The 24,923-nt window shown below is 55.9% G+C and carries 24 protein-coding genes; 14 read left to right on the forward strand and 10 right to left on the reverse strand.

Annotated elements, in window-relative coordinates; translation table 11 throughout:
- Positions 1-95 precede the first annotated feature (95 nt).
- From gshA to WEB54_RS01515, 5 genes are all read left to right on the forward strand, one after another.
- Complete coding sequence (gene gshA / locus WEB54_RS01495) at positions 96-1,646, forward strand: glutamate--cysteine ligase (protein WP_368052880.1); 1,551 nt, start codon at positions 96-98, stop codon at positions 1,644-1,646.
- 154 nt (positions 1,647-1,800) lie between these two features.
- On the forward strand, positions 1,801-2,007 hold the full coding sequence (locus WEB54_RS01500; protein WP_368052991.1) for a hypothetical protein: 207 nt from the start codon (positions 1,801-1,803) through the stop codon (positions 2,005-2,007).
- 419 nt (positions 2,008-2,426) lie between these two features.
- Complete coding sequence (gene rsd, locus WEB54_RS01505; RefSeq protein ID WP_368052881.1) at positions 2,427-2,891, forward strand: sigma D regulator; 465 nt, start codon at positions 2,427-2,429, stop codon at positions 2,889-2,891.
- A gap of 446 nt (positions 2,892-3,337) precedes the next feature.
- Positions 3,338-4,045 carry an AAA family ATPase gene (locus WEB54_RS01510; RefSeq protein WP_368052882.1) on the forward strand — a complete coding sequence of 236 codons (708 nt, stop codon included), beginning with the start codon at positions 3,338-3,340 and terminating at the stop codon, positions 4,043-4,045.
- Positions 4,046-4,388: 343 nt separating this feature from the next.
- On the forward strand, positions 4,389-5,570 hold the full coding sequence (locus tag WEB54_RS01515) for a histone H1-like repetitive region-containing protein (RefSeq protein WP_368052883.1): 1,182 nt from the start codon (positions 4,389-4,391) through the stop codon (positions 5,568-5,570).
- 105 nt (positions 5,571-5,675) lie between these two features.
- Here WEB54_RS01515 and WEB54_RS01520 read toward each other — a convergent pair whose 3' ends face one another.
- Positions 5,676-6,158: a DUF2390 domain-containing protein gene (locus WEB54_RS01520; RefSeq protein WP_368052884.1), complete on the reverse strand. Its 483-nt coding sequence runs from the start codon at positions 6,156-6,158 to the stop codon at positions 5,676-5,678.
- Positions 6,159-6,227: 69 nt separating this feature from the next.
- Here WEB54_RS01520 and WEB54_RS01525 point away from each other — a divergent pair, with 69 nt between their 5' ends.
- Positions 6,228-8,126 carry an ABC-F family ATP-binding cassette domain-containing protein gene (locus WEB54_RS01525; RefSeq protein WP_368052885.1) on the forward strand — a complete coding sequence of 633 codons (1,899 nt, stop codon included), beginning with the start codon at positions 6,228-6,230 and terminating at the stop codon, positions 8,124-8,126.
- Positions 8,127-8,190: 64 nt separating this feature from the next.
- Positions 8,191-8,760: an ATP-dependent Clp protease proteolytic subunit gene (locus WEB54_RS01530; RefSeq protein ID WP_368052886.1), complete on the forward strand. Its 570-nt coding sequence runs from the start codon at positions 8,191-8,193 to the stop codon at positions 8,758-8,760.
- Between the two features lie 67 nt (positions 8,761-8,827).
- Here the strand turns inward: WEB54_RS01530 and rpmG are convergent, their stop codons facing one another.
- The 3 genes from rpmG to radC all read right to left on the reverse strand — a co-directional run bounded on the left by rpmG (position 8,828) and on the right by radC (position 10,371).
- The gene (gene rpmG / locus WEB54_RS01535) at positions 8,828-8,983 is read right to left on the reverse strand and encodes a 50S ribosomal protein L33 (protein ID WP_368052887.1); all 156 of its coding nucleotides are present in this window, start codon (positions 8,981-8,983) and stop codon (positions 8,828-8,830) included.
- Between the two features lie 11 nt (positions 8,984-8,994).
- Positions 8,995-9,231 carry a 50S ribosomal protein L28 gene (gene rpmB / locus WEB54_RS01540; protein WP_028670254.1) on the reverse strand — a complete coding sequence of 79 codons (237 nt, stop codon included), beginning with the start codon at positions 9,229-9,231 and terminating at the stop codon, positions 8,995-8,997.
- Positions 9,232-9,696: 465 nt separating this feature from the next.
- Entirely contained in the window at positions 9,697-10,371 is a 675-nt protein-coding gene (radC, locus tag WEB54_RS01545; RefSeq protein WP_368052888.1) for a DNA repair protein RadC, read from the reverse strand.
- A 142-nt stretch (positions 10,372-10,513) separates the two neighbouring features.
- Between radC and coaBC the strand changes: the two genes are divergently transcribed.
- The 5 genes from coaBC (at position 10,514) to slmA (ending at position 16,695) form a co-directional block, all read left to right on the forward strand.
- Complete coding sequence (gene coaBC, locus WEB54_RS01550; protein WP_368052889.1) at positions 10,514-11,728, forward strand: bifunctional phosphopantothenoylcysteine decarboxylase/phosphopantothenate--cysteine ligase CoaBC; 1,215 nt, start codon at positions 10,514-10,516, stop codon at positions 11,726-11,728.
- Between the two features lie 41 nt (positions 11,729-11,769).
- The gene (dut, locus tag WEB54_RS01555; RefSeq protein ID WP_368052890.1) at positions 11,770-12,228 is read left to right on the forward strand and encodes a dUTP diphosphatase; all 459 of its coding nucleotides are present in this window, start codon (positions 11,770-11,772) and stop codon (positions 12,226-12,228) included.
- 202 nt (positions 12,229-12,430) lie between these two features.
- Complete coding sequence (locus tag WEB54_RS01560; RefSeq protein ID WP_368052891.1) at positions 12,431-15,007, forward strand: phosphomannomutase/phosphoglucomutase; 2,577 nt, start codon at positions 12,431-12,433, stop codon at positions 15,005-15,007.
- A 159-nt stretch (positions 15,008-15,166) separates the two neighbouring features.
- A complete protein-coding gene (gene argB / locus WEB54_RS01565) occupies positions 15,167-16,099 on the forward strand; it encodes an acetylglutamate kinase (RefSeq protein ID WP_368052892.1) in 933 nt (310 codons plus the stop codon).
- Complete coding sequence (slmA, locus tag WEB54_RS01570) at positions 16,096-16,695, forward strand: nucleoid occlusion factor SlmA (RefSeq protein ID WP_368052893.1); 600 nt, start codon at positions 16,096-16,098, stop codon at positions 16,693-16,695. Before argB ends, slmA begins: the two co-directional genes overlap by 4 nt.
- A gap of 95 nt (positions 16,696-16,790) precedes the next feature.
- On the opposite strand, the gene WEB54_RS01575 is transcribed toward slmA, so the two are convergent.
- Positions 16,791-17,801, reverse strand: coding sequence for a hypothetical protein (locus WEB54_RS01575; protein ID WP_368052894.1), 1,011 nt, complete (start codon positions 17,799-17,801; stop codon positions 16,791-16,793).
- Positions 17,802-18,058: 257 nt separating this feature from the next.
- Between WEB54_RS01575 and WEB54_RS01580 the strand changes: the two genes are divergently transcribed.
- Entirely contained in the window at positions 18,059-19,015 is a 957-nt protein-coding gene (locus WEB54_RS01580) for a GGDEF domain-containing protein (protein WP_368052895.1), read from the forward strand.
- Here the strand turns inward: WEB54_RS01580 and WEB54_RS01585 are convergent.
- The 5 genes from WEB54_RS01585 to ectA form a co-directional block, all read right to left on the reverse strand.
- Positions 19,012-19,920, reverse strand: a complete 909-nt coding sequence (locus tag WEB54_RS01585; RefSeq protein WP_368052896.1) for a tetratricopeptide repeat protein — start codon at positions 19,918-19,920, stop codon at positions 19,012-19,014. The genes WEB54_RS01580 and WEB54_RS01585 overlap by 4 nt on opposite strands.
- On the reverse strand, positions 19,908-21,344 hold the full coding sequence (locus WEB54_RS01590; protein ID WP_368052897.1) for an aspartate kinase: 1,437 nt from the start codon (positions 21,342-21,344) through the stop codon (positions 19,908-19,910). The genes WEB54_RS01585 and WEB54_RS01590 overlap by 13 nt, the downstream gene beginning before the upstream one ends.
- 240 nt (positions 21,345-21,584) lie before the next feature.
- Complete coding sequence (locus tag WEB54_RS01595) at positions 21,585-21,983, reverse strand: ectoine synthase (protein WP_368052898.1); 399 nt, start codon at positions 21,981-21,983, stop codon at positions 21,585-21,587.
- A gap of 99 nt (positions 21,984-22,082) precedes the next feature.
- Positions 22,083-23,360, reverse strand: a complete 1,278-nt coding sequence (ectB, locus tag WEB54_RS01600; RefSeq protein ID WP_368052899.1) for a diaminobutyrate--2-oxoglutarate transaminase — start codon at positions 23,358-23,360, stop codon at positions 22,083-22,085.
- Between the two features lie 86 nt (positions 23,361-23,446).
- Entirely contained in the window at positions 23,447-23,932 is a 486-nt protein-coding gene (gene ectA, locus WEB54_RS01605; protein WP_368052900.1) for a diaminobutyrate acetyltransferase, read from the reverse strand.
- Between the two features lie 239 nt (positions 23,933-24,171).
- Between ectA and WEB54_RS01610 the strand changes: the two genes are divergently transcribed.
- Positions 24,172-24,723 carry a MarR family winged helix-turn-helix transcriptional regulator gene (locus tag WEB54_RS01610; protein ID WP_368052901.1) on the forward strand — a complete coding sequence of 184 codons (552 nt, stop codon included), beginning with the start codon at positions 24,172-24,174 and terminating at the stop codon, positions 24,721-24,723.
- Positions 24,724-24,923: the final 200 nt, after the last annotated feature.

A 24,923-nucleotide genomic window follows, 5' to 3' on the forward strand; every position in this document is an offset into this window, starting at 1 on the left:
GCAGCGCCAACCGCTGCTTGAACTTTTTTGGCTTGCCCCAATTCTGGGAGCCTTGGGTGGTTGCGCCACCGTGACTGTTTTTTGAGGATATTTCTTTGCCAACGCTGACTCGCCTGGGCCATCTGGCCGATCTAAACCCCGACTGGTTGCACTTTAATCGCGGTATCGAACGGGAAACCCTGCGCGTCGATGGTGAAGGGCACCTGGCGCAGACCCCACACCCCAGGGCTCTGGGGTCCGCATTGACGCATCCGTCGATCACCACTGATTATTCCGAATCATTGCTCGAGTTCATTACCTCGGTTCATAACCGGCCCGAGGCGGCTCTGGATGAACTGGCCCAATTGCACCGGTTTACCTACACCCAATTGCCCAACGAGCAACTCTGGCCCTCGAGCATGCCATCGGTATTGCCAGCTGAAACCGATATTCCCATCGCCCAGTATGGCAGCAGCCACGTCGGTCGGTTGAAAACGATCTATCGCCATGGCCTCTGGCACCGGTACGGCCGGGTCATGCAGACCATCGCCGGGGTGCACTATAACTGGTCGATGCCAACCGAATTTTGGCAGGACTGGGCTCAGCGGTCTGGCTGGGAAGGGAACCTGCAGCGTTTTATCAATGATGAGTATTTTGCGCTGATCCGCGGGTTTCGCCGCCATTCCTGGCTATTGCTGTACCTCTTTGGCGCGTCACCGGCCATTGACCGCAGCTTTGGTCACAAAGGGCACAATGAACTGATCGCCCTGGGCGACGATACACTGTACTCGCCCTACGCGACCACACTGCGCATGAGCGATATGGGCTACTCCAATAACGCCCAAAGCAGCCTCTATGTGTGCTTTAACAGTCTGCAAACCTATTCAGAAACCCTGACCGACGCCATTCACACGCCTTATCCGGCGTACCAGGCATTGGGCACCAAAGTTGGAGATGATTATCGTCAGATCAGCGCCAACGTACTGCAAATTGAGAACGAGTATTACAGCGACCTGCGCCCCAAACGGGTAGCACATAGTGGTGAAAAACCCATACACGCTTTGAATGAACGGGGTGTCGAGTACATCGAGGTGCGTTGCCTCGACATCGACCCCTTTACCCCCTTGGGTGTAGACACTGAACGCATGGTGTTCGTCGACCTGTTCCTGTTCTGGTGCCTGGTACAGGACAACAGCCTGGTGCCCAAGGAAGAGTGCTTTAAACTGCGCCAGAACAACCTGAATGTTGCTGCTTTCGGGCGCGACCCTGAGCTAACGCTGAGTATTCAGGGGGAATCGGTCAGGCTGCGTGATCAGGGCCACAAGGTGTTGAAATCCATGCTGGAACTCGCTGTGGAAATGGATGCCCTGCTCGGCGGTGAAGGTTATCAACAGGCTGTGGCGAAGCAACTGGCGAAAATCGATGACGTCTCGCTGACGCCTTCAGCCCGGTTTATGGAACTGATTAAAGATCGCGGATCCTTTCGCCAGGCCGCACAGGAACTGGCCGAACAGCATCGCCAGAGCCTGGCTGCCCAGGCTCTGAATTCGGATGAACAGTCCCTCCGGGCCACCGAAGCTCAACGCAGCCTGGACGAGCAAGCGCGGATGGAAGCCACCAACAAAGGCCATTTCGACGAGTTTTTGGCATCGTATTTACGGCAGTAGTTCAAACCATTACTGTTAACCAATCGACCTAAATATTGTGACGTGGTTCACATTTTTTCCTTTATTGCTGAAAATGTGAACCAATTCCCGGTTAAGATACGGATCATCGTATGATGTTCGGATCGATCACAGGGAGACAGGGTCTTTGGAAACCATGCACTGGACGCTAGAAACGCTCAACAAAGCCTATCAGCAAGGCTATATGACTGGCCTGATGGGCCAGGAAGCTGACTCACCCCCCTACGAAAACGACGTTCTGATCGCCGCCTGGGAAGCTGGCTGGGATGATGGATTTCAACGCCACAACGGCGTGAAACCCAATATTGAGGCCGGCTTCCTGACCAATAATAAACGGGCCTGATTCATCGCCAGCGACTGACATTCCGCCTACTTGCCACCTCCATTGCTGTAAACCTTCCACTTCCCCGAACCAGGGTGTCGTTCCAACACTGTGACCGACGCGCCACAGCCTTGACCATCGGCGAGACAAATAATGCCATGTACCGAGTTCTCACGATCACTGACGTCACTATCGACCGCAAAGCTGGAACATTAAGGAGCCCGGAACAAATAGTACGGAGCAGGCGCCTGGATTGTTTCTGTGTCGCTCTCGTATAGATGAGCTTTACTCAGGCTGTTGTTGTTCCGAATGCAGCGCTGGCCTATAGTTTGTTACATGACATTAGTGGCCTGATATCGGGAGACCCTGCACCCGATATCCGTTTCTCAGTAACAGGAGCAGTTGCCGCTGCAACGACTAACGGTTGAATGGAGTTACACATGCTCGAGAATTGCAAAACAGCCCAGGAGCGGTGGGGTGGCACACACCAGATTATCGACCGTTGGCTCAGCCAGCGTCAGGAAACACTGGTACGCTACTTCGATATTTCCTCGGACACCGCTGCCGATCAACAAAGCACCCTGTTACAGGCCTTTTGCGAAGCGCTGATGGACTATGTCTCGGCGGGTCACTTCGAGGTGTACGAACAACTGGTGCGCGAAGCCAAAGAATTCGATGATGGCGGACTTGAGCTGGCGCGCAAACTGTACCCCAGAGTAGAAACCACCACTCAGGTCATCGTCGATTTCAACGACAAATACGACACTCATGATCACACCAACAAGCATGTCAGCGACTTACCCACCGATCTGTCCAGTTTGGGTGAAGCCATGACCGAACGCTTTGAAATGGAAGATCAGATGATCGAGCGGCTGCACAACATTCACAAAGAGCAGGTTGCCTGAGTGCCCGCCATACCCGCATACCATCAATAGGGCAGTCAATCGCCATAGCTGAGCCTGCACTGCAACAGATGTACCGGCACTGCCTCAGGCGATGCACGCTGCACGCACCGTCGCATACTGCAGTTCAACATCGCTTCCGGCAAGCGGACGGGACTGTGGCAAATCGGTGGTTTCTGGCGCAACACCTACCAAAGTGCAACGATACTTGATATGAGATAGCGTAATGAACGACTATGGGCGTTGGGATCTGACGGATATTTGTACACGTTCTGAACCAAAGCAAATATTGAGAAGATTGCTTTATTACCGAAATCAATGACTTAAACGTCATTGGTATGGCCCTGGTGGTCTATTCGTGAAGTCTGTCACTGTTTACAGCACGCATAGACCTCTCGCCACTCATACACCAGAGAATGGTTTAATCAGCAGTAGGGTAGCGTAACAGGATGTCGTTTTATCCCTCGGATGAAAACAAGAATACAGCGCGGGTCATTTCAGCCCCACAACCCACCCGCATGCTGATCGCCAATGCCAAAGGTGGCAGTGGCAAGACCACTATTGCGACCAATCTGTCGAGTCTGTTCGCTAACCGCAATGAAACCGCCGTTTTAATCGACTACGACCCTCAAGGTTCCGCAACGCAATGGTTGCAGTCGCGACAGCCCGACCGAGCGCGCATTCACGGTGTCGCCGCTTATCGCAATGCCAACGCACAGGTCACCCGCTCCTTTCATTTGCGTAATATCCCGCCGGATACCTCTAAAGTCATTATCGACACACCGTCGGGTCTGACCGGCTCTCTGCTCAATGAACTGGTGCGTGAATGCGATATCATCATCATTCCGGTAACACCGTCACCCATCGACATCCGTGCCACAACCCTGTTTATTAAAGATTTGTTGCTGTGCCCGGTCTTCCGGACCGCGCCCAAGCGGGTCGCCGTTGTTGCTAACCGGGCGCGAAAAAATACCCTGGTCTATTCAAAGCTGGAGTTGTTTCTACGCAGTTTAAAAATCCCTTTCATCACCACCTTCCGTGACACCCAGTTTTATGTGCGTGCATCCGAATACGGCCTGGGGTTGTTCGATCTGGATAACGCCCAGAATAATGATCTGCTCGACTGGCAGGCATTGATCGACTGGATCGACAGCTGAAGCCGGATTTACCACACAGAACCGCTTGCGGTGCACCGGTAATCAGCAAATCCTTTGCTTTAATCACTTTTATCGCGTTTTTTTCGCGAAAAACCGATAATTAACGTCTTCAGTGCTTGAATTTTCAATCGTGGCTGACAATAGTACAGTGCAGAAATTAGTGACGGATACGCGCCTGCTTCAGGTGTTCGTTTCCAGTCAACATGGAAGCGGCTCGTCGGGCTTGAACGATCAAAAACGGATTCCACGACAAACCCTGTCCGGAGTCCGTCATCGAGCGTAGAGTCCGGTGCCGCTTCTGCCAGAAATCGGGAACACATAGAACAACTGAGGGGATAGACTCATGGCCGCCGCCAAAAAGAAAGCGACACCGAAGACACGCACTGCCAAGAAAGCAGCCACTCGCAAAACGCCAGCGCGCAAAATGGCGGCCACGCGTAAAACCGTCACCAAGCGCACGACGTCTGCAGCAATGACCTCACCGGTTGATGTACTGAAGACTGAAATCGGCAAACTGCAAAAAGAACTTGAGAAGATGCGGGACAAAGCCGTCAACGACAGCGCCAAAACCCGCGATCAGCTCAACAGGAAATTCGATGCCGCCCGCAAGAAACTGGCGGCGGCACAAGCAAAGCGTCAGGCCGCTGCGCTGCGCGCCAGAACCAGTGCCACCCAGACTGCAAAGCAACAGCTGGCAAAGGCCAAAGCCACCTACGAGGCCGCCAAGGCCGCAACCGATGAGCTGAAACTGCAGCTGGACGCCGCCAAAGACACCTACCAGGCAGCAGCCAATGAAAAGAAAGCAGCCGACGCCCTGAATAAAGCGCTGGATAAAGTACACAAAGCCGAAGCAAAGAAAGCCGCAGCCATCGCTAAAAAAGCCGCAGCAAAAGCGGCGAAAGCAGCCAAAGCCAAGGCAAAGAAGGCTAAAGCCAAGCCCAGGAAAGCCGCCGCAAAAAAAGTAACCGCTAAAAAAGTTGCTGCCAAGAAAGCACCGGCCGCGAAGAGCACGGCGAAGAAAGCCGTTGCCAAAAAAGCACCAGCCAGAAAAACCGCCGCCAAAAAGGCTCCGACCAAAAAAACCGCTGCTAAAAAGACCGCGCCTAAAAAAGTGACTGCCAAGAAAACGGTCGCGAAAAAAGCCGCACCTAAGAAAGCGGCTGCCAAGAAAGCACCGTCCAAGGCAACCACTGCCAAGGCAACGACAGCGAAAAGTACAGTGAAGAAGGCGCCAGCCAAGAAAACGGCCGCCAAAAAATCCGCACCTCGTGAAACGGCTGCACCAAAAGCGGCAGCTTCGCCAAGCCCCGCCGCTGCTGCACCGCAGCCAGCGCCAAAACCGGCACCCGCTCCAACCGCCACCCCCGCGACACCGAGCGCCCCACCGGTAACGAGCCCGGCCAATAGCAACAGTTCCAGCACGCCCGCGGCCGACAAGCCCGCCTCGGCCCCCAAGCAGCCGCTGGTCAACACCGTACCTTCTGATGAAGGTCGCAGCCTGTTCGATCCGAAAAAGGACGCCTGATTTGCTTCCTGGTAACAGAACGGACACGTCGCACCGTCCATTCTGTTACCCGTCGTCCTTAACCTGTCGAACAGCCCTGAAGAGCCAAACCAATCACCAGTGTGGTTAGTTTGGCTCCCGTTGCGCGCTGCGCAGCAATCTATCCAGCAAGCCATCTACCTCATCAGCCGACAGATCACATTGTTCACTCAGCACCGCGGCCATGCGGGCGTTATTACCGCCATCTCCATCGAACCCAACAAGGCAGCTGGCCAGACGCGCCAGATCCCAGCGCTCCAGATCCAACTCCCATTCCAGAACTCTGCTTCGGGTCGGGTCAGACCGTTGTAAACGCTGTCGAATCCGGCGCACGCGGAGCAACAACCGTCGTGGGCGATCCGTCCTGACTTGCTGCCAGCGCCCGGCATCCACAGAGACTCGGTGGGCCCGGGCATAAGCGGCAAACAACGCATCGTTAATGTGCAATCGTGCCGACGCTTGCAAGCCCAACAGGGTCGTCTGCTCAACGGAATAACAGCGCAGCGCAAACGACCAGAGATCCGTTGTCCGGTCCTTTTCTGTCGGTGTGTGAACAGGTGTCTCAGGCATGGCCATGAATCGTCGGTTCGGAGTCAGTAATCAGAGACAGTATCACAGCGCATTGGTAAACTCCGCGCCATGATTACTTTATCCAATATTCAATTGCAGCGCGGTGGCAAACCGTTGCTGGAAGACGCGTCAGCAACCCTGTACCCGGGCGAGCGCATTGCCGTTATTGGCGCCAATGGCAGCGGCAAATCGACTCTGTTCCAGGTGCTTCAGGGCGACCAAAGCCTCGATGGTGGCATCGCCCGGGTGCCCGCCAACTGGCGCGTTGCCCATATGGCTCAGGAAGTCGATGCTGTCGCGCGTCAGGCACTCGATTTCGTACTCGACGGTGATGGCCACCTGCGCGAACTGGAAGCCGAACTCGCCGCCGCTCAAACCGCCGACAATGACGACAGAGTCGCCCATGCACTGGGCGCGCTCGATACCTACAAGGCGTTTGAAAAACAGTCTGAAGCCGAACAGTTGCTGATGGGGCTGGGCTTTGTGGTCACCGACTTCACCCGGCCGGTTTCGGACTTCTCGGGTGGCTGGCGGGTTCGGCTTAATCTGGCCCGGGCGCTGATGTCACCGGCCGATCTGTTGTTGCTCGACGAACCGACCAACCACCTCGACCTACACACCTGCTATTGGCTGGAACGCTGGCTGCAGCGCTACCCGGGCACCCTGCTGTTCATTTCACACGACCGGGACTTCATGGACGGGGTGGCGACTCAGGTGCTCAGCCTGGAGCAACAACAACTGACCCTGTATCGCGGCAACTACAGTCAGTTTGAACGACAGCGCAGTGAACGGCTGCGGCTGCAACAGGCTCAATACGAGAAACAGCAGGCGCGAGTCGCTGAAATACAATCCTTTGTCGACCGGTTCAGAGCCCAGGCTACCAAAGCCAAGCAAGCACAGAGCCGGGTCAAAATGCTGGAGAAGATGACCTTATCGGCCCCGGCCCATATCGACAACGGCTATGACCTGACCATCCCCTGCTACGACAAGGTATCCGACCCGTTACTCAGCCTCAGTGAAGTCAGCCTCGGCTACGGCGACCACACGGTCATCAGCAACGTTGAACTGACCCTGCACCCTGGTATGCGGGTCGGCCTACTCGGGTTAAACGGGGCTGGCAAGTCAACGCTGGTCAAGGCGCTGGCGGGCACCTTACAGCCACAGAGCGGCGAGATGGTGCGCGGCCAGCATTTGCGCATCGGCTACTTTGCGCAGCACCAGTTGGAATCGCTCGACAGCCTGGCCAGCCCGATGGAACATTTGCGCCGGCTCGATCCAACCGTGCGTGAACAAGCATTCCGCAATTTCATTGGCCGCTTTGGCTTCGCTGGCGAACGTGCGGATGAACCGGTCGGGCAGTTTTCCGGGGGCGAGAAAGCGCGCGTGGCTCTGGCGCTGATCGCCTGGCAAAAACCCAACGTACTGTTGCTCGATGAGCCAACCAACCACCTGGATCTCGAAGTGCGGGACTCGCTGAACTTTGCCTTGCAGCAATATGACGGTGCCGTAGTTCTGGTGTCGCACGACCGCTACCTGCTGAACAACACGGCCGACACCTTCTGGTGGGTTAATGGCGGTGGCGTCACCGAATACAGTGGCGATCTTGAGGACTACTTCCAGACCCTGTTGAAACAACCCGATAAACTCCAGGGACATTCGACAGCGAACACAAAAGCGGCAACGGGTGCAGACAAGAAAGCCCAGCGCCAACAAAAAGCGGCGGAGCGGGAGCGCCTGAAACCTCTGCTGCGTCAGCTAAAAAAGGTGGAAACCGAGCTCGAAACCGCACAAACCAAACTGACCGAGCTTGAAGCCTTGCTCGCCGACACCACCTTGTATCAGGAAGACCAGAAGGCTGCTTTACAGAAAGCCTTGCAAGCTCAGGTAGACGGTCGCCAGAAAGTCGACGATCTGGAGCATCAGTGGCTCAGCCTGACTGAACAAGTTGAAGCGGCTGAACACAGGTAACCCGGCGCTTTATTACCAACCGGATAATCCACACTATCCGGACGTCCATTTTTAGGAGATCACCATGAAAAAAGAAGAAGAAGACCGCAGTTTCGATCCGGTCGCCGATCGTCTGATCAAATCCCGCAAGCTGGTCATCTGTGAAGAAATCAACCAGGCCATGGCGAAACGGGTAATTGGTCAGTTGCTGGCCATGGCCGATGAGTCCAATGAAGACATTCATTTGTTCATCAACAGCCAGGGTGGCCATGTCGAAGCCGGCGACAGCATTCACGACATGATTCAATACGTGGATGCCCGGGTAAAAGTGATTGGCACAGGTTATGTCGCCAGCGCCGGCACCCACATTTTCCTCGCCGCCGACAAGGAAGACCGCTACTGCCTGCCCAACACCCGCTTCCTGATTCACCAGCCATCGGGTGGTGTCGGTGGCCAGGCCAGCGATATCGCGATTCAGGCCGAGCAGATCATCCGTATGCGCGAACGCCTGGCACAGATCATCGCCAATGCCACCGGCCAGCCGATTGAGCGCGTACGCACCGACATCGAACGTGACCGCTGGCTGACCACCGGTGAAGCCATCGACTATGGCATCGTCAGCCAGGTCGTGCGATCGTCAAAAGAGATCAGCTAACACTTGTTTACAGCCACAAAAAAGCCCGGGTCAGTGCCCGGGCTTTTTTCGTTCAGTGTCGCCAAACTTACTTGATTTTGGCTTCTTTGAACATGACGTGCTTGCGAACGACCGGGTCAAACTTTTTGAATTCCAGTTTGTCGGGGGTTGTACGCTTGTTCTTGTCTGTGGTGTAGAAGTAGCCAGTGCCAGCGCTGGATACCAACTTGATCTTGTCACGCATGGTTCGGCTCCTTAAATCTTGTCGCCACGGGCACGTACGTCAGCCAATACGGCCTCGATGCCCTTCTTGTCGATGATGCGCATGCCCTTTGAAGAGACACGCAGTTTTACAAAACGCTTCTCACCCTCAACCCAAAAACGGTGAGTGTGCAGGTTCGGCAGGAACCGACGCTTGGTTTTGACATGTGAGTGGGAAACATTGTTCCCGGTTACAGGACGCTTTCCTGTAACTTGGCAAACTCTGGACATTATTAATCGCCTCCGATTCTTCGGTGCCACCGAGGTTTAACATAAACCGATCGACCCCCCGACATGGTTTGGTTCGGTCGCTTCTAACCCCCGATCCACACTGTTAATCCGGGGCCCGGATAAAATGAGGCGCGATTTATACCAGAACACGCCTCCAAGCTCAAGAGAAAGCGGCGAATAAATGATCGAAACAGGTATTGGCCGCCTCCCAGGCCCCGGAGTTTACATTGGCTGCAACGCCCTGAACCCGCGACGGGCAGCAGGGCTACTTCTGCGGGGGCGCCGTAAATACTTCCATGTAGGCTTAACTTCGGGATATGAATCCCATCCATGGGATTCACCCTTCGGGCTCGCTGCGCTCGTGCTAAAACGCTCCTGGCGTTTTAGTCCATGCCTCAGATACCCCCGCAGAAGCAGCCCTACTACCCGTCGCTAGACGGTTGCGAATCCAAGAACATGACCCCTTTAGATCCAGCCACGCTCGGCAAAGCTGACCACAACACCCGCGCCAACGACCATATGATCCAGTACCCGTACATCAATGGCCCGCAACGATTCGACCAGGCGATCGGTGATTTGCCGATCAGCCTGGCTGGGTTCGGCGACACCGCTGGGGTGGTTGTGCGCCAGAATCACCGCCGCTGCATTGTGCTTCAGCGCGGTACGCACCACTTCGCGCGGGTATACCGCTGCGCCGTCTATGGTACCGCTGAACAACGGCTCGTATTGCAGCACCCGATGCTGATTATCGAGCCAGATGCAGGCGAATACCTCGTGGGGCAAACCTCGCATCTGCGCCAGCAAGTATTGGCGGGTATCGCCCGGAGAGGTGAGCGACGGCGAGGCTTTCAGGTCATCCAGCAAATAGCGCCGGCTCATTTCCAGCACGGCCTGCAATTGCACAAACTTGGCCGCCCCCAGCCCCTTGCCCTGGCAGAAACGAGCCTGATCGGCCGCCAACAAAGTGCCCAGACTGCCGTAATCGGTCAGCAGCTGGCGCGCCAGATCAACGGCACTGACGCCGGGTAGACCCGTGCGCAGGAAGATGGCCAGCAATTCAGCATCGGTCAGGGCGCTGGCCCCGCGTTGTAGCAGTTTTTCTCGCGGCCGGTCTGAAGCCGGCCAGTCCTTTATTGACATGGTTACATCCTTTTTCAGGCAGACACCCTTGTCTGCCGGGGTACGAAACAGGGCATCAAACGAACTGTCACCCGCTTCGCTGTGATGAACACCAATCCCTTATGGTATTCTTGCGCTCTATTTTGAGTGGCAGAGCGCAGTCATGCAAACCCCAAATCTGGATACCCTGGCCGGTAAGCGAGTCATAGTCGGTATTACTGGCGGTATCGCGGCCTACAAGGCCGCAGAGCTGGTGCGCGAGCTGGTTCGGGCCAATGCCGAAGTGCGCGTGGTGATGACCGACGCCGCCCGCGAATTCATCACCCCGCTGACGTTGCAGGCGCTCAGTGGCCATCCGGTGCATCACTCGCTGCTCGATGAGGCCGCCGAGATGGGCATGGGCCACATCGAGCTGGCGCGCTGGGCCGATCTGTTACTGGTCGCTCCGGCCACCGCCGATTTTATCGCCCACCTGGCCGCAGGCTCTGGCCACGACCTGCTGACAACACTGTGCCTGGCCACTACGGCGCAACGGGCACTGGCGCCGGCGATGAACGAGAAAATGTGGTTGAACGCCGCCACTCAGGCCAATGTCGCCACACTGCAACAGCTGTATCCGTCGCTCGCCTGGTTCGGGCCTGACGCCGGTCAGCAGGCCTGTGGCGATGTCGGTCCGGGTCGCATGTTGGAGCCGCGCAACCTGGCCGAACTCGCCGGTGGTTTGTTTCACAGCGGCAGCCTGACGGGCAAGCGGGTGGTGATCACCGCCGGTCCGACCCGCGAGGCGCTGGACCCGGTACGCTACCTGAGTAATCACAGCAGTGGCAAAATGGGTTTTGCATTGGCGCAAGCCGCAGCCGAGGCGGGCGCCCGGGTGACTTTGATCGCCGGACCGGTAAACCTGCCGACACCAGACCGGGTCAGCCGAATCGATGTGATCAGCGCCCAACAGATGTATGAGGCCGCTCTCGGTGAGCTGGGAGATGTTGATGTGTTTATCGGCACGGCCGCCGTGGCGGACTACCGGCCGGTTGAGGCCGCGACCCAGAAACTGAAGAAGGTTCCCGGCTCGGAACAGCTGACCCTGCACCTGGTGCAGAACCCGGACATCATCGCCAGCGTTGCCCAACACCCGCAGCGGCCTGCCTGCGTTATCGCCTTTGCCGCCGAGACCCAGGATGTTGAACACTATGCCCGGACCAAGCTGACCCACAAACAGGTCGACTGGGTCGTGGCTAACGACGTGTCACGCACTGACATTGCCTTCGGCAGCGACCAGAATGAAATTCTGCTGGTTGGACCAGGCCAGCCGGAAGCTTTTGGACCTGCCTCGAAAAGCGCCGTCGCGCGTTTTATTATCGCGGCCATTGCGCCCTGACACTCCTCTTTACAACCCAATACGTGGAATCCCGAACACCGATGAAAAAACCGCTAAAAATCAAAAAACTCGATGCCCGCCTGGGCGATACCCTGCCATTGCCGCATTACGGTACCGAAGGTTCAGCGGGGCTTGATTTGAGAGCCTGCCTGGATGAAGCCCTGACGCTGCAACCGGGTCAAACCGAACTGATCGGCACGGGCCTGGCCATTTACGTCGAAGACCCGGCTTACGCGGCCATGATCCTGCCGCGTTCGGGCCTTGGCCACAAACACGGGATTGTGCTGGGCAACTTGGTGGGGTTGATCGACAGCGACTATCAGGGTGAATTGATGGTCTCTTGCTGGAACCGCGGCTCAGCCTCGTTCACCGTGGAACCGGGAGAGCGCATTGCCCAGTTGGTGTTGGTACCGGTGGTGCAGGCCGATTTCCAGTGGGTAGACAGCTTTGAGGAGACCGATCGTGGGGCGGGTGGTTTCGGTCACACCGGTCGACATTAGTCTGAATTGTGCGACAAGGCTTAACCTGTCACTGAGCTTGGGCTAAAGTAGCTGAATGAAGTGAGCGGTCACTGCCCCGGTATGATCATTGTACTCGGTACTACCACTGAACTCGTTACCATCACTGTACCCGACAGCGGGCCAGGGCGGTGTGCGGCTCAAAAGCACGATGTATTCAACAATCCTCTTTAAGGAATTGTCTGTGGCGTTACTCGGCAAGAAGAACAAACCCAAAACCAGTGAGAAGTCGACCCCGAGCACCTCAGGCAATGCGGCCAATCGCAGCGTATTCACCTATTTTATGGTGCCCATGGTGGCCATCGCCCTGTCAATCGGGGCGGCGGCCTGGTGGGCCATCAACCAGGCCATTGACCCGGTGAACGAAACCCATCAGCAGCAACTGATCAGTCAGGTCGGTGAGCAATACGAAGCCTACTTCAATAATGCATTGAACCAGCACCGAACGTTAATGCAGCGGCTCGCCAGCGGTGACCAGTTAACCGATCTGTTGCAAGACGCCAGCCGGGCAGAGCTGGACAACGCCGAAGCACGTCTGGTCAATAACTTGCCTCACGGCCTTGCAGTGCATCTGTTCCCACCGGGAGAGGCCTCACAGCAGCCCAACGCCTCACCGCCGCTGGCCTTCGCAGGCTTGGACATGATTCGGCGTACAGAACAAGGGCAAAACTTGCCCTGGGAAGCCCACCAGCTGGACGGAGAGCCCTACTTGCATTCGGTCATCGCGGTGCGTGATGGCAATGGTAATCTGATCGGCACGCTGAGTGTCAGCCAGGACATGAATTACCTCGAAGAGTCGCTGAATGGCATCGACAGTACCCAGGGCAATGTGGTGGTCGTGCAACAATTTCAGGGCGGTGGACAACAAACGTTACTGACCTACGGCGTGAAAACCTCGAACCGGGTAAGCACCCTGCGTTCAGATCACCCGAACTGGTCGCTAACCTTCCAGCCTTCCGACGAGCTTGCGCAATCGACCGTCTTTGCCGCCACCAACCTGTGGGCAACCTTCGGCCTGATTTTCGTGATCGCACTCGCCTCGCAGCTGGTCGCTGCCAGTCTCCTGCAGGCCGCCATGCGTCACGACGTAAATCTGTTTGTACGTTTTATTCAGCGTGTGCTGAGCAATCAGTCAGTCGACCATCAGCCTTATCGCCTGGGGCTGTTTAACACCCTGGCCAAAAGCGTTAACCGGCTGCGCATGGGCAAGGGCAACCGGCCCGCCTCACCTGCCGCACCGGTCCAGGGCGGGCCGGCCTCAGGTTTTACAGCACCAGCGCCGCCACCGGCCAAAGAAGCCGACGACGATTTCGAGGTCAACATGCTTGAAGGCGACGACGATATCCTTGGGATGGATTCTCCAGCACCGACACCTATGGCTCATAGCTCTCCAGTGTCCGCCGACCTATTCCGCGCTGACGACATTCGCGGCATTATGGGTGAAACCCTCGACAGCGAGATCGCCCGAAAAATCGGCCTGGCCATTGGCAGCGAAGCGCTCGATCGGGGCGAACAAACAGTAGTAGTAGCCCGCGACGGTCGACTGTCGAGTCCGGAGCTGAGCCAGGCCCTGATCGGCGGTCTGGTTGCCAGCGGGCGCGATGTCATCGACATCGGCGTGGTGCCAACGCCATTGGCCTACTTCGCCACTCATACTCTGGGCACTACGTCCTGTGTCATGGTGACCGGCAGCCACAACCCGAGCAATTACAACGGTTTTAAAATTGTGCTGGCTGGCAACACCCTAGCGACCGACGAGATTCTGGGATTACACCGGCGCATCGAAGAAGAACGTTTCCACAGTGGCAACGGCAGCACCGACAACAACGAGATCTCGGCGAATTACATCAACCGGATCACCGAAGACGTTAAAGTCTCTCGCCCGCTCAAGGTCGTGATCGACGGTGGCAACGGCGTTGCAGGCAACATTGCACCCAAACTGATCAAGTCGCTGGGGTGCCACGTATTGCCGCTGTATTGTGACGTTGATGGCAACTTCCCGAACCACCAACCGGACCCGAGCGATCCCAAAAATCTGCAGGACCTCTCTCGCACGGTTATTGAAACCCGAGCCGACATTGGCTTCGCCTTTGATGGCGGCGGCGATCGCATCGGACTGGTCACCAACTCGGGCAAGATCATTCCGGCCGACCGCTTGCTGATGCTGCTGGCCAAAGACCTCATCACCCGCAACCCGGGCGCGACCGTTATTTACGATGTCAAATGCAGCCGTCGTCTACAGGAGCTGATAGCCGGTTACGGCGGCAAGCCGTTGATGTGGAAGACCGGTCACACCCACATCAAGCGCAAAATGAAAGAAACCAATGCGCTGCTGGCCGGCGAGATGAGCGGGCATATCTTCTACAAGGAACGCTGGTACGGTTTTGACGATGCGCTTTACACGGCCTGTCGCCTGCTGGAGATCATATCTGCCCGCGGTGATAGCCTGGATGCACTCTTTGACAGCTTCCCGGAAGACATCAACACCCCGGAAATGGCTATTTCAGCGCCCGATGATCGCAAGCTCCACATCGTCGAGCAGTTGCAACGCAATGCCGCCTTTTCCGGTGGCCAAATTACCGACATCGATGGTTTGCGGGTCGATTTCCCGGATGGCTGGGGCCTGGTACGCGCTTCGAACACCACGTCAACACTGGTGTGCCGGTTCGGAGCCGATACCGGTCAGGCTCTGTCTCGCATTCAGGATGCCTTCCGCTCGCAACTACAAGCCGTTGACAGCCAGTTACAGATTCCTTTTTAATGCCGCGTTTGCTGGAAAGAGCCGGGCACCCAGAGTTACCCGGCGGGTAGCCTAAAGGACCCTGGCTGGCACGCCATGCCGGTATTGGGGTGCAGTCAGCCAGACAGACTCATTTTTTTCCTGTCATCACCGTGCAGACAGTCATCAGTAGGTCTTATCATGCCGCTCGATCGTAAAACCGCTTTGAATTTTGTAAACGTCCTGCACGAAGCCCTGCCCTATTTGCAGAAGTTCCAGGGCGCCACTGTGATCATCAAGTACGGCGGCAATGCCATGGTCGACGAAGTGCTCAAAGCCAGCTTCGCCCGTGACATCGTGCTGCTCAAAACCGTGGGCATTAACCCGGTGGTCGTACACGGTGGTGGCCCCCAAATCGGCGAGTTGCTGACCAAGCTGAATATCGAAAGCAAATTCGTCAATGGCATGCGCGTCACCACCAGTGAAACCATGGACGTGGTAGAAATGGTACTCGGCGGCCTGGTCAATAAAGACATTGTGAACCTGATCAACCAGGCCGGCGGCAAGGCCTTCGGCATTACCGGCAAGGATGGCCATACCATTCAGGCGCGCAAACTCAAGGTCACCCGCAAAACACCGGATCTGGATACCTCAGAAATCATCGACATCGGCCATGTCGGCGAAGTCGACAAGGTTGATACCCGACTGATAGAACTGATGACCGAAGGCGGCTACATTCCTGTCGTGGCGCCCATTGGTGTCGGCAAAGACGGTGCCTCCTACAACATCAATGCCGACCTTGTTGCGGGCAAACTGGCCGAAGTGATGGGCGCCGAAAAACTGATTCTGCTAACCAACATCAGCGGACTGCAGAACAAGGAAGGCCAGGTGCTCACTGGCCTGAGCACCGAACAGGTGGATGCATTGATCGCCGATGGCACCATCTACGGTGGCATGCTGCCGAAAATCCAGTGCGCTCTGGAGGCGATTCACAACGGCGTCACCAGCGCCCACATCATCGACGGCCGGGTAGCGCACGCAACGCTGCTGGAAATCTTTTCGAATGAGGGCGTCGGCACGCTGATTACCAACAACGCCGAAATCCTCGAGCAGACGCAGATGGAACCCTCATGACCGAAAGTACCACTCAGGAAGGGTTGTCGCGTCGCGATCAGATCCTGCAAGCACTGGCTCACATGCTGGAAACCAGCCCGGGCAAAACCATCACCACGGCACGCCTGGCCAAGGCCGTCGGCGTTTCGGAAGCGGCCTTGTACCGACACTTCCCGAGCAAGGCGAAGATGTTTGAAGGGCTGATCGAGTTTATTGAGGAGACGCTGTTTTCACGCGTCAGTCGTATCCTGCAGGAAGAAAGCCGGGCCGTGGCCCAGTGCGAAGCGGTGTTAACCCTGTTGTTGCACTTCGCCGAACGCAACCCGGGCATGTGCCGCATTTTGATCGGCGATGCTCTGGCCGGTGAGGTGGAACGACTGCGCTCCCGGGTGGCCCAGGTGTTCGACCGCCTGGAAACCCAGATCAAACAGATTCTGCGCGAAGCCGAATTACGCGAAGGCCTGCGCACCGAAATGACCGCCACCCAGACCGCCAACCTGCTGCTCAGCGTCGCGGAAGGGCGCATCAATCAATTCGTACGCAGCGAGTTCAAACGCCAACCCACCCAGGACTGGGAAGCCCAGTGGCGGGTGTTGACGGTGGCTGTGTTCAAGTAACCCAGGGTTCGCTGCCAGAAACCGTGTCAGCCACCGGATGTGGATGTGCCCCCCGAGCCTGTCGAAAAGGCTAGAGGGCACAGCACCTGCCTCAATTAAAACCCGATTTTCAAACCGGTTCCAAAGCGGCTGGTATTACCAGCGCTCTCTTCCGGTAAAAACATCTCGGCGAAATTATAGGCACTGACCGTATTGCTGAAACGAATTTCATGCATGGCGGCCAACATGACCTGCGACTCTTCAATCGTCTCGGCATCGTCCTCCTGGGCTGCATATCCCCCGGTTAACCGCAGACGGCTCTGCCAAGGCGTTATGTCCAGCGGCAGTTCGGCAAAACCGAGAAAGCTGGTGCCATTGAGATCCGCGTCTGCATTACCCGCAAACTGCAACAAACCGCCAACGATGATGTCGTTCAAATAATACTCGCCCACCAGGCGGAACAGCTGGGAGTTGGAGTTGGATCCGTTCACTTCAAAGGCCCCAGACACACTGAAGGCCTGCTGAGCCATGGTCGCCGCCAGTGAAATACCTGTCTCACCGTTGGGGTCATTCTCCTGTGCTGGCAATACGGCACCATCGAAACTCAGGCCATTGCCCAGGTCGTTGCTGGTAAAGTTAATACCGGTGTTATAACCCTTGAACTTGGCACCGGTTGGCAAATCAGCGGGCGTTGCCAAGATGCCATCGCCTAGTATCAACCCAAAATTGATGGGGTCTTCGTCCATCAGGTTCAGATAAGACTGGGTCTTGGTCATGGGCGTTGGCCCGCCAAAAATACGCACGGTGCCGAAATCACCTTCGAGGCCAACATGGCCCCTCAATACTTGAGGGTACCCTTGTGCAAACTGATTAGAGTCATCGGCCTGTAATGCTTCAACAAAATCGGAATAAAATCGAGCATCAAATATGGCAGTCAATGAGGGAGATATTGCGCTATCGCCACGAAACCCAAAATGGGACAAGCTGCCATCAATGCCCAGGCTGGTACCGCCATCGTCGTTATACACATAGGTATTGGCATTCGCTGAACCGTAAATCGTGGTTGCGGCCTGGGTAGCGGAAGCCACACCCATTACCAAAACCGGAATTGTCCACAACGTTTTCATAGAGACTCCTTATCTCTTGATTACTACGAACTCAAGTACGTTATTCAAGGTTGCCGAACCCGTCAGTGACGGATGTCGGGGGTGGCCCCCGCAGCATGGACTTAAACGCCAGGAGCGTTTTAGCATGAGCGAAGCGAGCCCGAAGGCCCCATATAGCATACCCCCATAGAGTGTCTGATTTTGAGAGGCAGGTCAAAGCAGCGAAATCTTTCGTTTTAGCTATACTGTAATAACACGTCCGACCTTGAACGGCTGCTATGGATAACTGGATCACTCACTATCAACAACTGCCCCATGCCGACCAGCGCACGCAGTTCCTGAGTACTCTGGTGCATCACTATACCGAAGTGTTCGACGCCACTCTGAGCGGCTTCCTGCTGCTGGATAGGCAATTGAACATTCTGTCTCACAATAAACTGGCCGAGACCCTGTTCGGCTTCGCCCCTCAGCCCGGCCAACCCATGCCTCAACCGGGAGACCTGTTTGAGCCAGACGAATCCGATGCCGGTGTGCAACACGAATGCATACTGCAGCAGGCTCTGCAGGAAGACCGGCCGCTGTCTCACGTACAGACTTTGCGTCGCAATGGCGAACGGCACTGGCTGCGCCTGACGGCCATACCGGTCACGCTGATGGCTGAATCCCAGGTGCTTGTCGTTGTTCAGGACATCAGCGCTGAACAGCGGTTACAGCAGAATGTCAGGAACCATCAACAAGCGCTGGAGCAGGCTCGCACCCGGGATGGACTGACCGGGTTGTTTAACCGGCGCTATATTCTTGATGAACTGGGCCAGTTAAATGCACTGGCCAAACGCTACCGGTCACGATTCTGCATTGCCCTGATCGATCTCGATCACTTCAAAAGCGTTAACGACACCTATGGCCACAGCCTCGCTGACAGCGTGCTGAGTACCCTGAGCGACCTGATTCAGGAAGAGCTGCGCGACGCCGACATCAGCGCCCGTTACGGTGAGGAAGAATTTATGGTGCTGATGCCTGAAACCGGCATCGACGCTGGCATCAGCACACTCGACCGGTTGCGCCAGCGCTTCAGTGAAACCCGGGTACCGGGCATCAAGCGTACGCTGACACTGAGTGCCGGGGTGATTGAATGGCAACCGGGCCTGTCGCTCGAGCAACTGGTGTTCAAGACCGACCAGCGCCTGGCCATGGCCAAATACGCAGGTCGTAACCAGGTGTGTGGCGATCTTTAAATCGCAGAATCAGTCGTTAGCGCCTTAAACTCGGCATTACGACGCAGATCCTTAAATGAATCATCTGTTTTCGCCTCATCGCGATACGACGGGGTCAGGTTGATCGCTTTCTCCAGGAACTCCATGGCCACCGTTGGTTCATCACTCTGGGCGTACGCGCAGGCCATTTGGTAGTAGGCGTGGGCGTGATCCGGATCGATATCGAGGGCTTGCTGGCTCAGATTGATCGCCCATTTGGTTTCATCGATTTCCAGCGCCGCATCGGCTTTGTAGGTCAACGCCTCAGTGTCGAACGGACGCAGGATGAGAATCTGATCGTACATCTGGATCTTGCTGTGCGGGTTGGTTTCCTGGCTGGCGCGCAGCCACAACGAATGAATTTCGTTGGTCTTCTCAATCTCTTCCCGGTTTTCTTCAATCACCTGAGACTTCTGCTTCAGGTTACGCTCCAGTGCTTTCAGTCGCTTCTCATAGGAGGCCACCAGCTTGGACACTTCGCGGTCCGCATAGGTGTGGGCTTTTTCCTTGATGTCACGAATATTGGCGTAGCCAACGACCACTAACAGTGAGGTCACACCGGCGATCAGGTAGAAGAAATAGGTAACGGTATCGATGGAGTAGGTGACCGACTGGGTCGCCAGCTCCAGTTGTTTGGCATTGAGCTTGTCGGAGTATTCAACCCGGAAGTTGGCCATATCGAGCCGCAGCTGGCGTACTTCGTCCAGCAGGTAGCGTTCAATAAAGGGGCTGTACATGGCCCCGTCGAGTTCTTCGATGGCTTCAACGACGTCGTCTTCAGAGTAGGTGTCGGCTGCCGAAGGCAGCCGGTCAGCGGGTTCACCCCAGGCTGGCAGGGCCAGCACCGAGATGATGAGCAGGGAGATTAGCCCAGTCAGGCTACGCATTGGCTTTTGTCCTGTTTGTTCGGTTCGATCAGCGTTTCATGCAGCAGTTTCAGTGCCGCCTCATACTGATCGTCCTCGACAACAAGACGAATGTCTACCTGTCGCATGCCCTGATGGATCGCCAGCACGCTGATGTTGTTGTCGGCCAGCGACTGACTGATGCGCGCCAGAATGCCCGGCACGTTCATATCACTGCCAATAACCGAGACCATGGAGATCTTGCGGCTGGAAATATCCGCCCCCGGGTAGTAACGCTCCAAGCGGGATTTAATGCGCTTGATCACCTTAAGGCCGGTATCGAGATACATGGTGACGGTGTTGGCATTGTGCTCTTTGGCCAGCATCGGCACTTCGAAGTCCTGCACCAGCTTCTGGATCTCGAGGAACTGGTTCGGCTCGCCGACCATGTCCTGATCGAACACATCCAGTGCAAAAATATGCGGCTTGCCGGCCACAATTTCGACGCACGGTTTTTCACTGCGGTAGTCGTTGGTGATCAGCGTACCGTCGTGGTCTGGCTCGAAGGTGTTCTTGACCCGCAACGCAATGCCTTTCTGGCGTAGGCCCTTGGCTGCTTTGGGGTGAATGGCTTCCATCCCGATCAGCGATAGCTGGTCTGCCACATCGTAGTTGGTGCGTCCAATGGGCATGACCTTATCGGCGCCGACCACTTTCGGGTCAGCCGTCGACAGGTGGTATTCCTTGTGGATAACCGCCTCGCGGGCGTCTGTCAGCTCGGCGACCTTGCTGAAGGTGATCTCGCTGTAACCCCGGTCGAAGGTCTTCATCAGACCTTCCTTGCACTGGGTATAGCCGGTCACAATCGGCATTTCCTGGGTGAGGTCAAACCGGCTGAACGTTTTATGGATTTTTTCGTCCATCATCAGGTTATCCGGCTCGCGCCAGCCGGTCAGGTCGACAAAGCGGGCATTGATGCCTTCGGCCTGCAGCAACAGGGCGGTGTTAAAGGCACTATGAGCTTCACCGACACCGGCCAGCATTTCACGCACGGTGGCCAGGTGCTCTTCAATCTGGAAATGACCAAAAGAACAGACCCGTTGCAAGTCGAGCAGACAGCTGCGAATGCCTTCCATGCGTTCGGTGATGAACTGGTCGGCCTGCTTGCGTGAGTGCGGCATTTCGAACATGCGGGCATTCACTTCACGCATCGCCTTGGCCGCGTCGGTGAGGCGTTCGCTCCATTCCCAGTCGGAATCGTCGTTGGCGAACAGGGCGTAGACGCCGGGTTCCTTGCTCTTCTTATGCTCCAGCAGCAGATTGGTGATGCCGCCGTAAGCCGAAACCACAAAGATGCGCTGGTAGAGCGTTTCCGGGTCGCGGTGAATTTGTACAATATTATCGCGCACTGCGACGTAGTCGTTCATCGATGTCCCACCGATTTTCTCGACAGTATGCTGTGCCATTAACCTAGAACCTCCTGAGATCTAACCGGACCGATTAACCTGCGGTGTCTTCATACCGCGCTCGGTCTGGCTGACCCTGATTACACTGTATTGATTGCCCGCCGACGGCGGTGCCCTATTTCAACTTAATCTGATATGGGTCGAACGTAAAACCGACTTCGGGCGCTGATTGCTGACACCCAGCGCTCGAAATCGGTCTTGGAAGCCTGCTCGTTGGCAGGCTTCTCTAATTATGGGACGTCAGTCGGTCACTGCATCCGCTTCAAGCGGGTAGGCACCATCCGGTCCGTGAGTTTCCTTGCCGTTCAACGGCGGGTTGAAGGCGCAGGCCAGCTGCAGTTCTTTCCTGGCCTTCAGAATGTGGTCGTCATGCTTGTCGAGAATGTAGATGGTGCCCGGCTTGATGTCATGTTCAATGCCAGTGGCCTTATCCAGAATAGAGCCTTCACCGGAAATGCAGTACACCGACTCCAGGTGATTCTTGTAGTGAATCGGAGTTTCGGTGTCGGCATAGATGGTGGTGATGTGAAATGAAAAGCCCATACCATCGTCTTTCAGCGACATGCGCACGCTTTCCCAGGTATCACTGGCTACACGGCGATCGGATTTACGGCATTCGTCCAGAGTACGTACAATCATATAAAATTCTCCTTTAGGCCTGCCAGACGGCAAGCGAGTGTTTTCGCAAACGCCCCGCCCGAAGGCAGACGCTTGCGCAACAAAATGCTTAGTATCACATTAGCTGGCTTTTGCGCTGGCCTCAGGCAATACCTTGGCGAAGGCCGACTCAAGAATATCGATACCCTTGTTCAGATCGTCCAGCGGAATGGTCAGCGGGCACAGGCATTTAACCACTTCACCCCAGGGGCCACTGGTTTCCACAATCAGGCCATTGGCAAAGGCTTCTTTGCAGATCGCATCGGCAATGTCTCCATCGGCGACGGCGATGCCGCGCATCATGCCACGGCCTTTCAGATGCATGTCAGTTTCACCGAACCGCTTGATGATGTCGGTGAAGCGTGTCTCAAGTATGTCAGCGCGCTTGGCAATCTCACCTTCAAAGGCGTTGTCTTTCCAGTATTCTTCCAGCGCAACCCGGGCGGTTACGAAGGCCAGGTTGTTACCGCGGAAAGTGCCGTTGTGCTCACCGGGTTCCCACTGGTCCAGCTCGGGGCGCATCAGGGTCACCGCAAACGGCAAGCCATAACCAGAGAGTGATTTCGACAGCGTTACGATGTCTGGCTTCACACCGGCCGGTTCAAAGCTAAAGAAGGTACCAGTACGGCCACAGCCAGCCTGAATATCATCGATGATGAACAGCATGTCGTGCTTGCGGCACAGGCTTTCCAGCTCTTGCAACCAATCCATGCGGGCGGCATTCAGACCGCCTTCACCCTGAACGGTTTCGACGATAACGGCGGCCGGTACTTCAATACCACTGCCGGGGTCGGTCAGCATTTGGTCGAGCAGTTTCAGGCCCATGAAGTCATCGCCTTCATGACCGTAATTGTCGTAAGGGATACGTGTTACATCGCCCAGTGATACACCGGCACCACCACGCTGGCCTTTGTTACCCGTCACGGCCTGGGCACCCAGGGTACAACCATGATAACCGTTGGTGAACGATACGATACCGGCACGGCCCTTGGCCTTACGGGCAATTTTCAATGCCACTTCCACAGCGTTGGTACCGGTCGGGCCGGTGAACTGAACTTTATAGCTCATGCCGCGCGGCGCCATGATGATGTCCTGAAACGCTTGCAGGAAGCGCTCTTTGGCATCGGTGTACATATCCAGGCCGTGCGTTACGCCATCGCTGGCGATGTAGTCGATCAGCGGCTTTTTCAGCAGATCGTTGTTGTGGCCATAATTCAACGTACCGGCGCCAGCCAGAAAATCGATGTAGGACTGGCCTTCGCGGTTGGTCAGGCGCGCATTCTTGGCCGTGGTGAACACGGTCGGGAATGAACGGCAGTACGAACGAACTTGTGATTCAACCTGGTTAAAAATATCCATGTTGTGTCTCCAATTCTGTGAATTCAAAAAGGGTTAGATAAACAATCTAGCTAAAAAGGTGTTGGAACTGAATCGGGCCGCGTGCCTCAACGACGGATGGGCCCAATGCGGTACAGCTCCTCGGATGTGTGCTTGCCGCCAAAATGCTGCTCTTTATCGAACAAAACGCTGACCTCGAGCTCGGCTTCCCACTCCCGGGCCAGGGACTTGAACAACCGCTGGGATGGCTCGTTATCCGGTGTAATGGTGGTTTCAAGCCAACTGACGGCCGCCATAGAGTCACGCGACATCAGACTCTGGATCATTTTTTTAGCCAGACCCTTGCCCCGCGCGGCTTCACCAACGACCACCTGCCACAAAAAGTAGGTATCCGGGCTGCCCGGCTTTATATAACCGGATACAAACCCTACCAGCTCCCCGTCCAACTCCGCTGCCACGGCGGTGTCGCCGAAATGCGTGGTCTGCAACAAGTTGCAGTACAGCGAATTGGTGTCCAGTGGCGGGCTTTGCTCTACCAGCCTGTGAACGGCCAGACCTTCGTCGGACCGGGGCGTTCTCAATGTGATGCTCATCGTCAGTTGTTCACCTCGTTTGGCGACCCTGCGGCGGGCCGGGCTGAACGTTCATTATGTATCTAATATTTAGTATGCGAATCATTTTAACACAGGTATGCCCCTATAAATCAAGCAAGATGGCCGTATGGAATTAAGAAACCTTTCGCTTTCTAAAATTTAACTTGTGATGTAATGGGTAAAGAGGCTAATCTATATAGCGTCTCAAAATTGTTTCATTAGAGGACGAACCTTTTATCATGCGATATAATCTGGCCCTGATGGGCGACCAAACACCGTGGGTAAAGGACCAGACAATGAAACGAGTGGATGAAGTACTGGTGTCACTGCGACGGATAATCCGCGCCACAGACATTCATTCGAAGCAATTAAGCAAACACAGCGGGCTGACGTCGCCACAGCTGTTGATCCTGATGGCGATCAGCAAGCTGGGCGACGTGACCATTGGCACCGTCGCCAAAGACGTCAACCTGAGCCAGGCCACTGTGACGACCATTCTGGATCGGCTGGAAAAGCGGGATCTGGTGCGGCGAGTGCGCAGCGAGGTAGATCGTCGCCGGGTGCATGCGCAGTTGACCGAGGAAGGCAAAAAAGTGGTAGAGGATGCACCCAGCCCGTTGCAGGAGAGTTTCGTCGAGAAATTCGATCAGCTACCGGAGTGGGAGCAGACCATGCTGCTGTCGAGCGTACAGAAGCTGGCTGAGCTAATGCAAGCGTCAGACATTGATGCATCGCCGGTGCTGTATGTTGGCGACGTCACTCATCATTTAACGGGCACTCAGGGACGCTGAGCCCTGGTCCGACACTGCCCGGGTTGACTATGCCGGGTCAGTGTCAGTGCCGTAGTACTCTTTCCGATGCAGCCCATAGAGCACCCCACCTTCACCGTAATTCCGATCCGTTTCCAGTTTCATCGCCCGGGTCTCTCCTGTATTTGATACAGCACCATCGTACCAATGGCGTGACGCTGCGTTCCATCCTGTGCATTTTT

This window comes from Saccharospirillum sp., from assembly GCF_040881935.1.
GTDB lineage: Bacteria > Pseudomonadota > Gammaproteobacteria > Pseudomonadales > Natronospirillaceae > Saccharospirillum.

Bases quoted from the DNA above. Each gene is read 5' to 3' on its own strand.
- WEB54_RS01500 (WP_368052991.1), top strand. From the start codon at position 1,801: ATGCACTGGACGCTAGAAACGCTCAACAAAGCCTATCAGCAAGGCTAT.
- rsd (WP_368052881.1), top strand. From the start codon at position 2,427: ATGCTCGAGAATTGCAAAACAGCCCAGGAGCGGTGGGGTGGCACACAC.
- WEB54_RS01510 (WP_368052882.1), top strand. From the start codon at position 3,338: ATGTCGTTTTATCCCTCGGATGAAAACAAGAATACAGCGCGGGTCATT.
- WEB54_RS01515 (WP_368052883.1), top strand. From the start codon at position 4,389: ATGGCCGCCGCCAAAAAGAAAGCGACACCGAAGACACGCACTGCCAAG.
- WEB54_RS01520 (WP_368052884.1), bottom strand. From the start codon at position 6,158: ATGCCTGAGACACCTGTTCACACACCGACAGAAAAGGACCGGACAACG.
- WEB54_RS01525 (WP_368052885.1), top strand. From the start codon at position 6,228: ATGATTACTTTATCCAATATTCAATTGCAGCGCGGTGGCAAACCGTTG.
- WEB54_RS01530 (WP_368052886.1), top strand. From the start codon at position 8,191: ATGAAAAAAGAAGAAGAAGACCGCAGTTTCGATCCGGTCGCCGATCGT.
- rpmG (WP_368052887.1), bottom strand. From the start codon at position 8,983: ATGCGTGACAAGATCAAGTTGGTATCCAGCGCTGGCACTGGCTACTTC.
- rpmB (WP_028670254.1), bottom strand. From the start codon at position 9,231: ATGTCCAGAGTTTGCCAAGTTACAGGAAAGCGTCCTGTAACCGGGAAC.
- radC (WP_368052888.1), bottom strand. From the start codon at position 10,371: ATGTCAATAAAGGACTGGCCGGCTTCAGACCGGCCGCGAGAAAAACTG.
- coaBC (WP_368052889.1), top strand. From the start codon at position 10,514: ATGCAAACCCCAAATCTGGATACCCTGGCCGGTAAGCGAGTCATAGTC.
- dut (WP_368052890.1), top strand. From the start codon at position 11,770: ATGAAAAAACCGCTAAAAATCAAAAAACTCGATGCCCGCCTGGGCGAT.
- argB (WP_368052892.1), top strand. From the start codon at position 15,167: ATGCCGCTCGATCGTAAAACCGCTTTGAATTTTGTAAACGTCCTGCAC.
- slmA (WP_368052893.1), top strand. From the start codon at position 16,096: ATGACCGAAAGTACCACTCAGGAAGGGTTGTCGCGTCGCGATCAGATC.
- WEB54_RS01575 (WP_368052894.1), bottom strand. From the start codon at position 17,801: ATGAAAACGTTGTGGACAATTCCGGTTTTGGTAATGGGTGTGGCTTCC.
- WEB54_RS01580 (WP_368052895.1), top strand. From the start codon at position 18,059: ATGGATAACTGGATCACTCACTATCAACAACTGCCCCATGCCGACCAG.
- WEB54_RS01585 (WP_368052896.1), bottom strand. From the start codon at position 19,920: ATGCGTAGCCTGACTGGGCTAATCTCCCTGCTCATCATCTCGGTGCTG.
- WEB54_RS01590 (WP_368052897.1), bottom strand. From the start codon at position 21,344: ATGGCACAGCATACTGTCGAGAAAATCGGTGGGACATCGATGAACGAC.
- WEB54_RS01595 (WP_368052898.1), bottom strand. From the start codon at position 21,983: ATGATTGTACGTACTCTGGACGAATGCCGTAAATCCGATCGCCGTGTA.
- ectB (WP_368052899.1), bottom strand. From the start codon at position 23,360: ATGGATATTTTTAACCAGGTTGAATCACAAGTTCGTTCGTACTGCCGT.
- ectA (WP_368052900.1), bottom strand. From the start codon at position 23,932: ATGAGCATCACATTGAGAACGCCCCGGTCCGACGAAGGTCTGGCCGTT.
- WEB54_RS01610 (WP_368052901.1), top strand. From the start codon at position 24,172: ATGCGATATAATCTGGCCCTGATGGGCGACCAAACACCGTGGGTAAAG.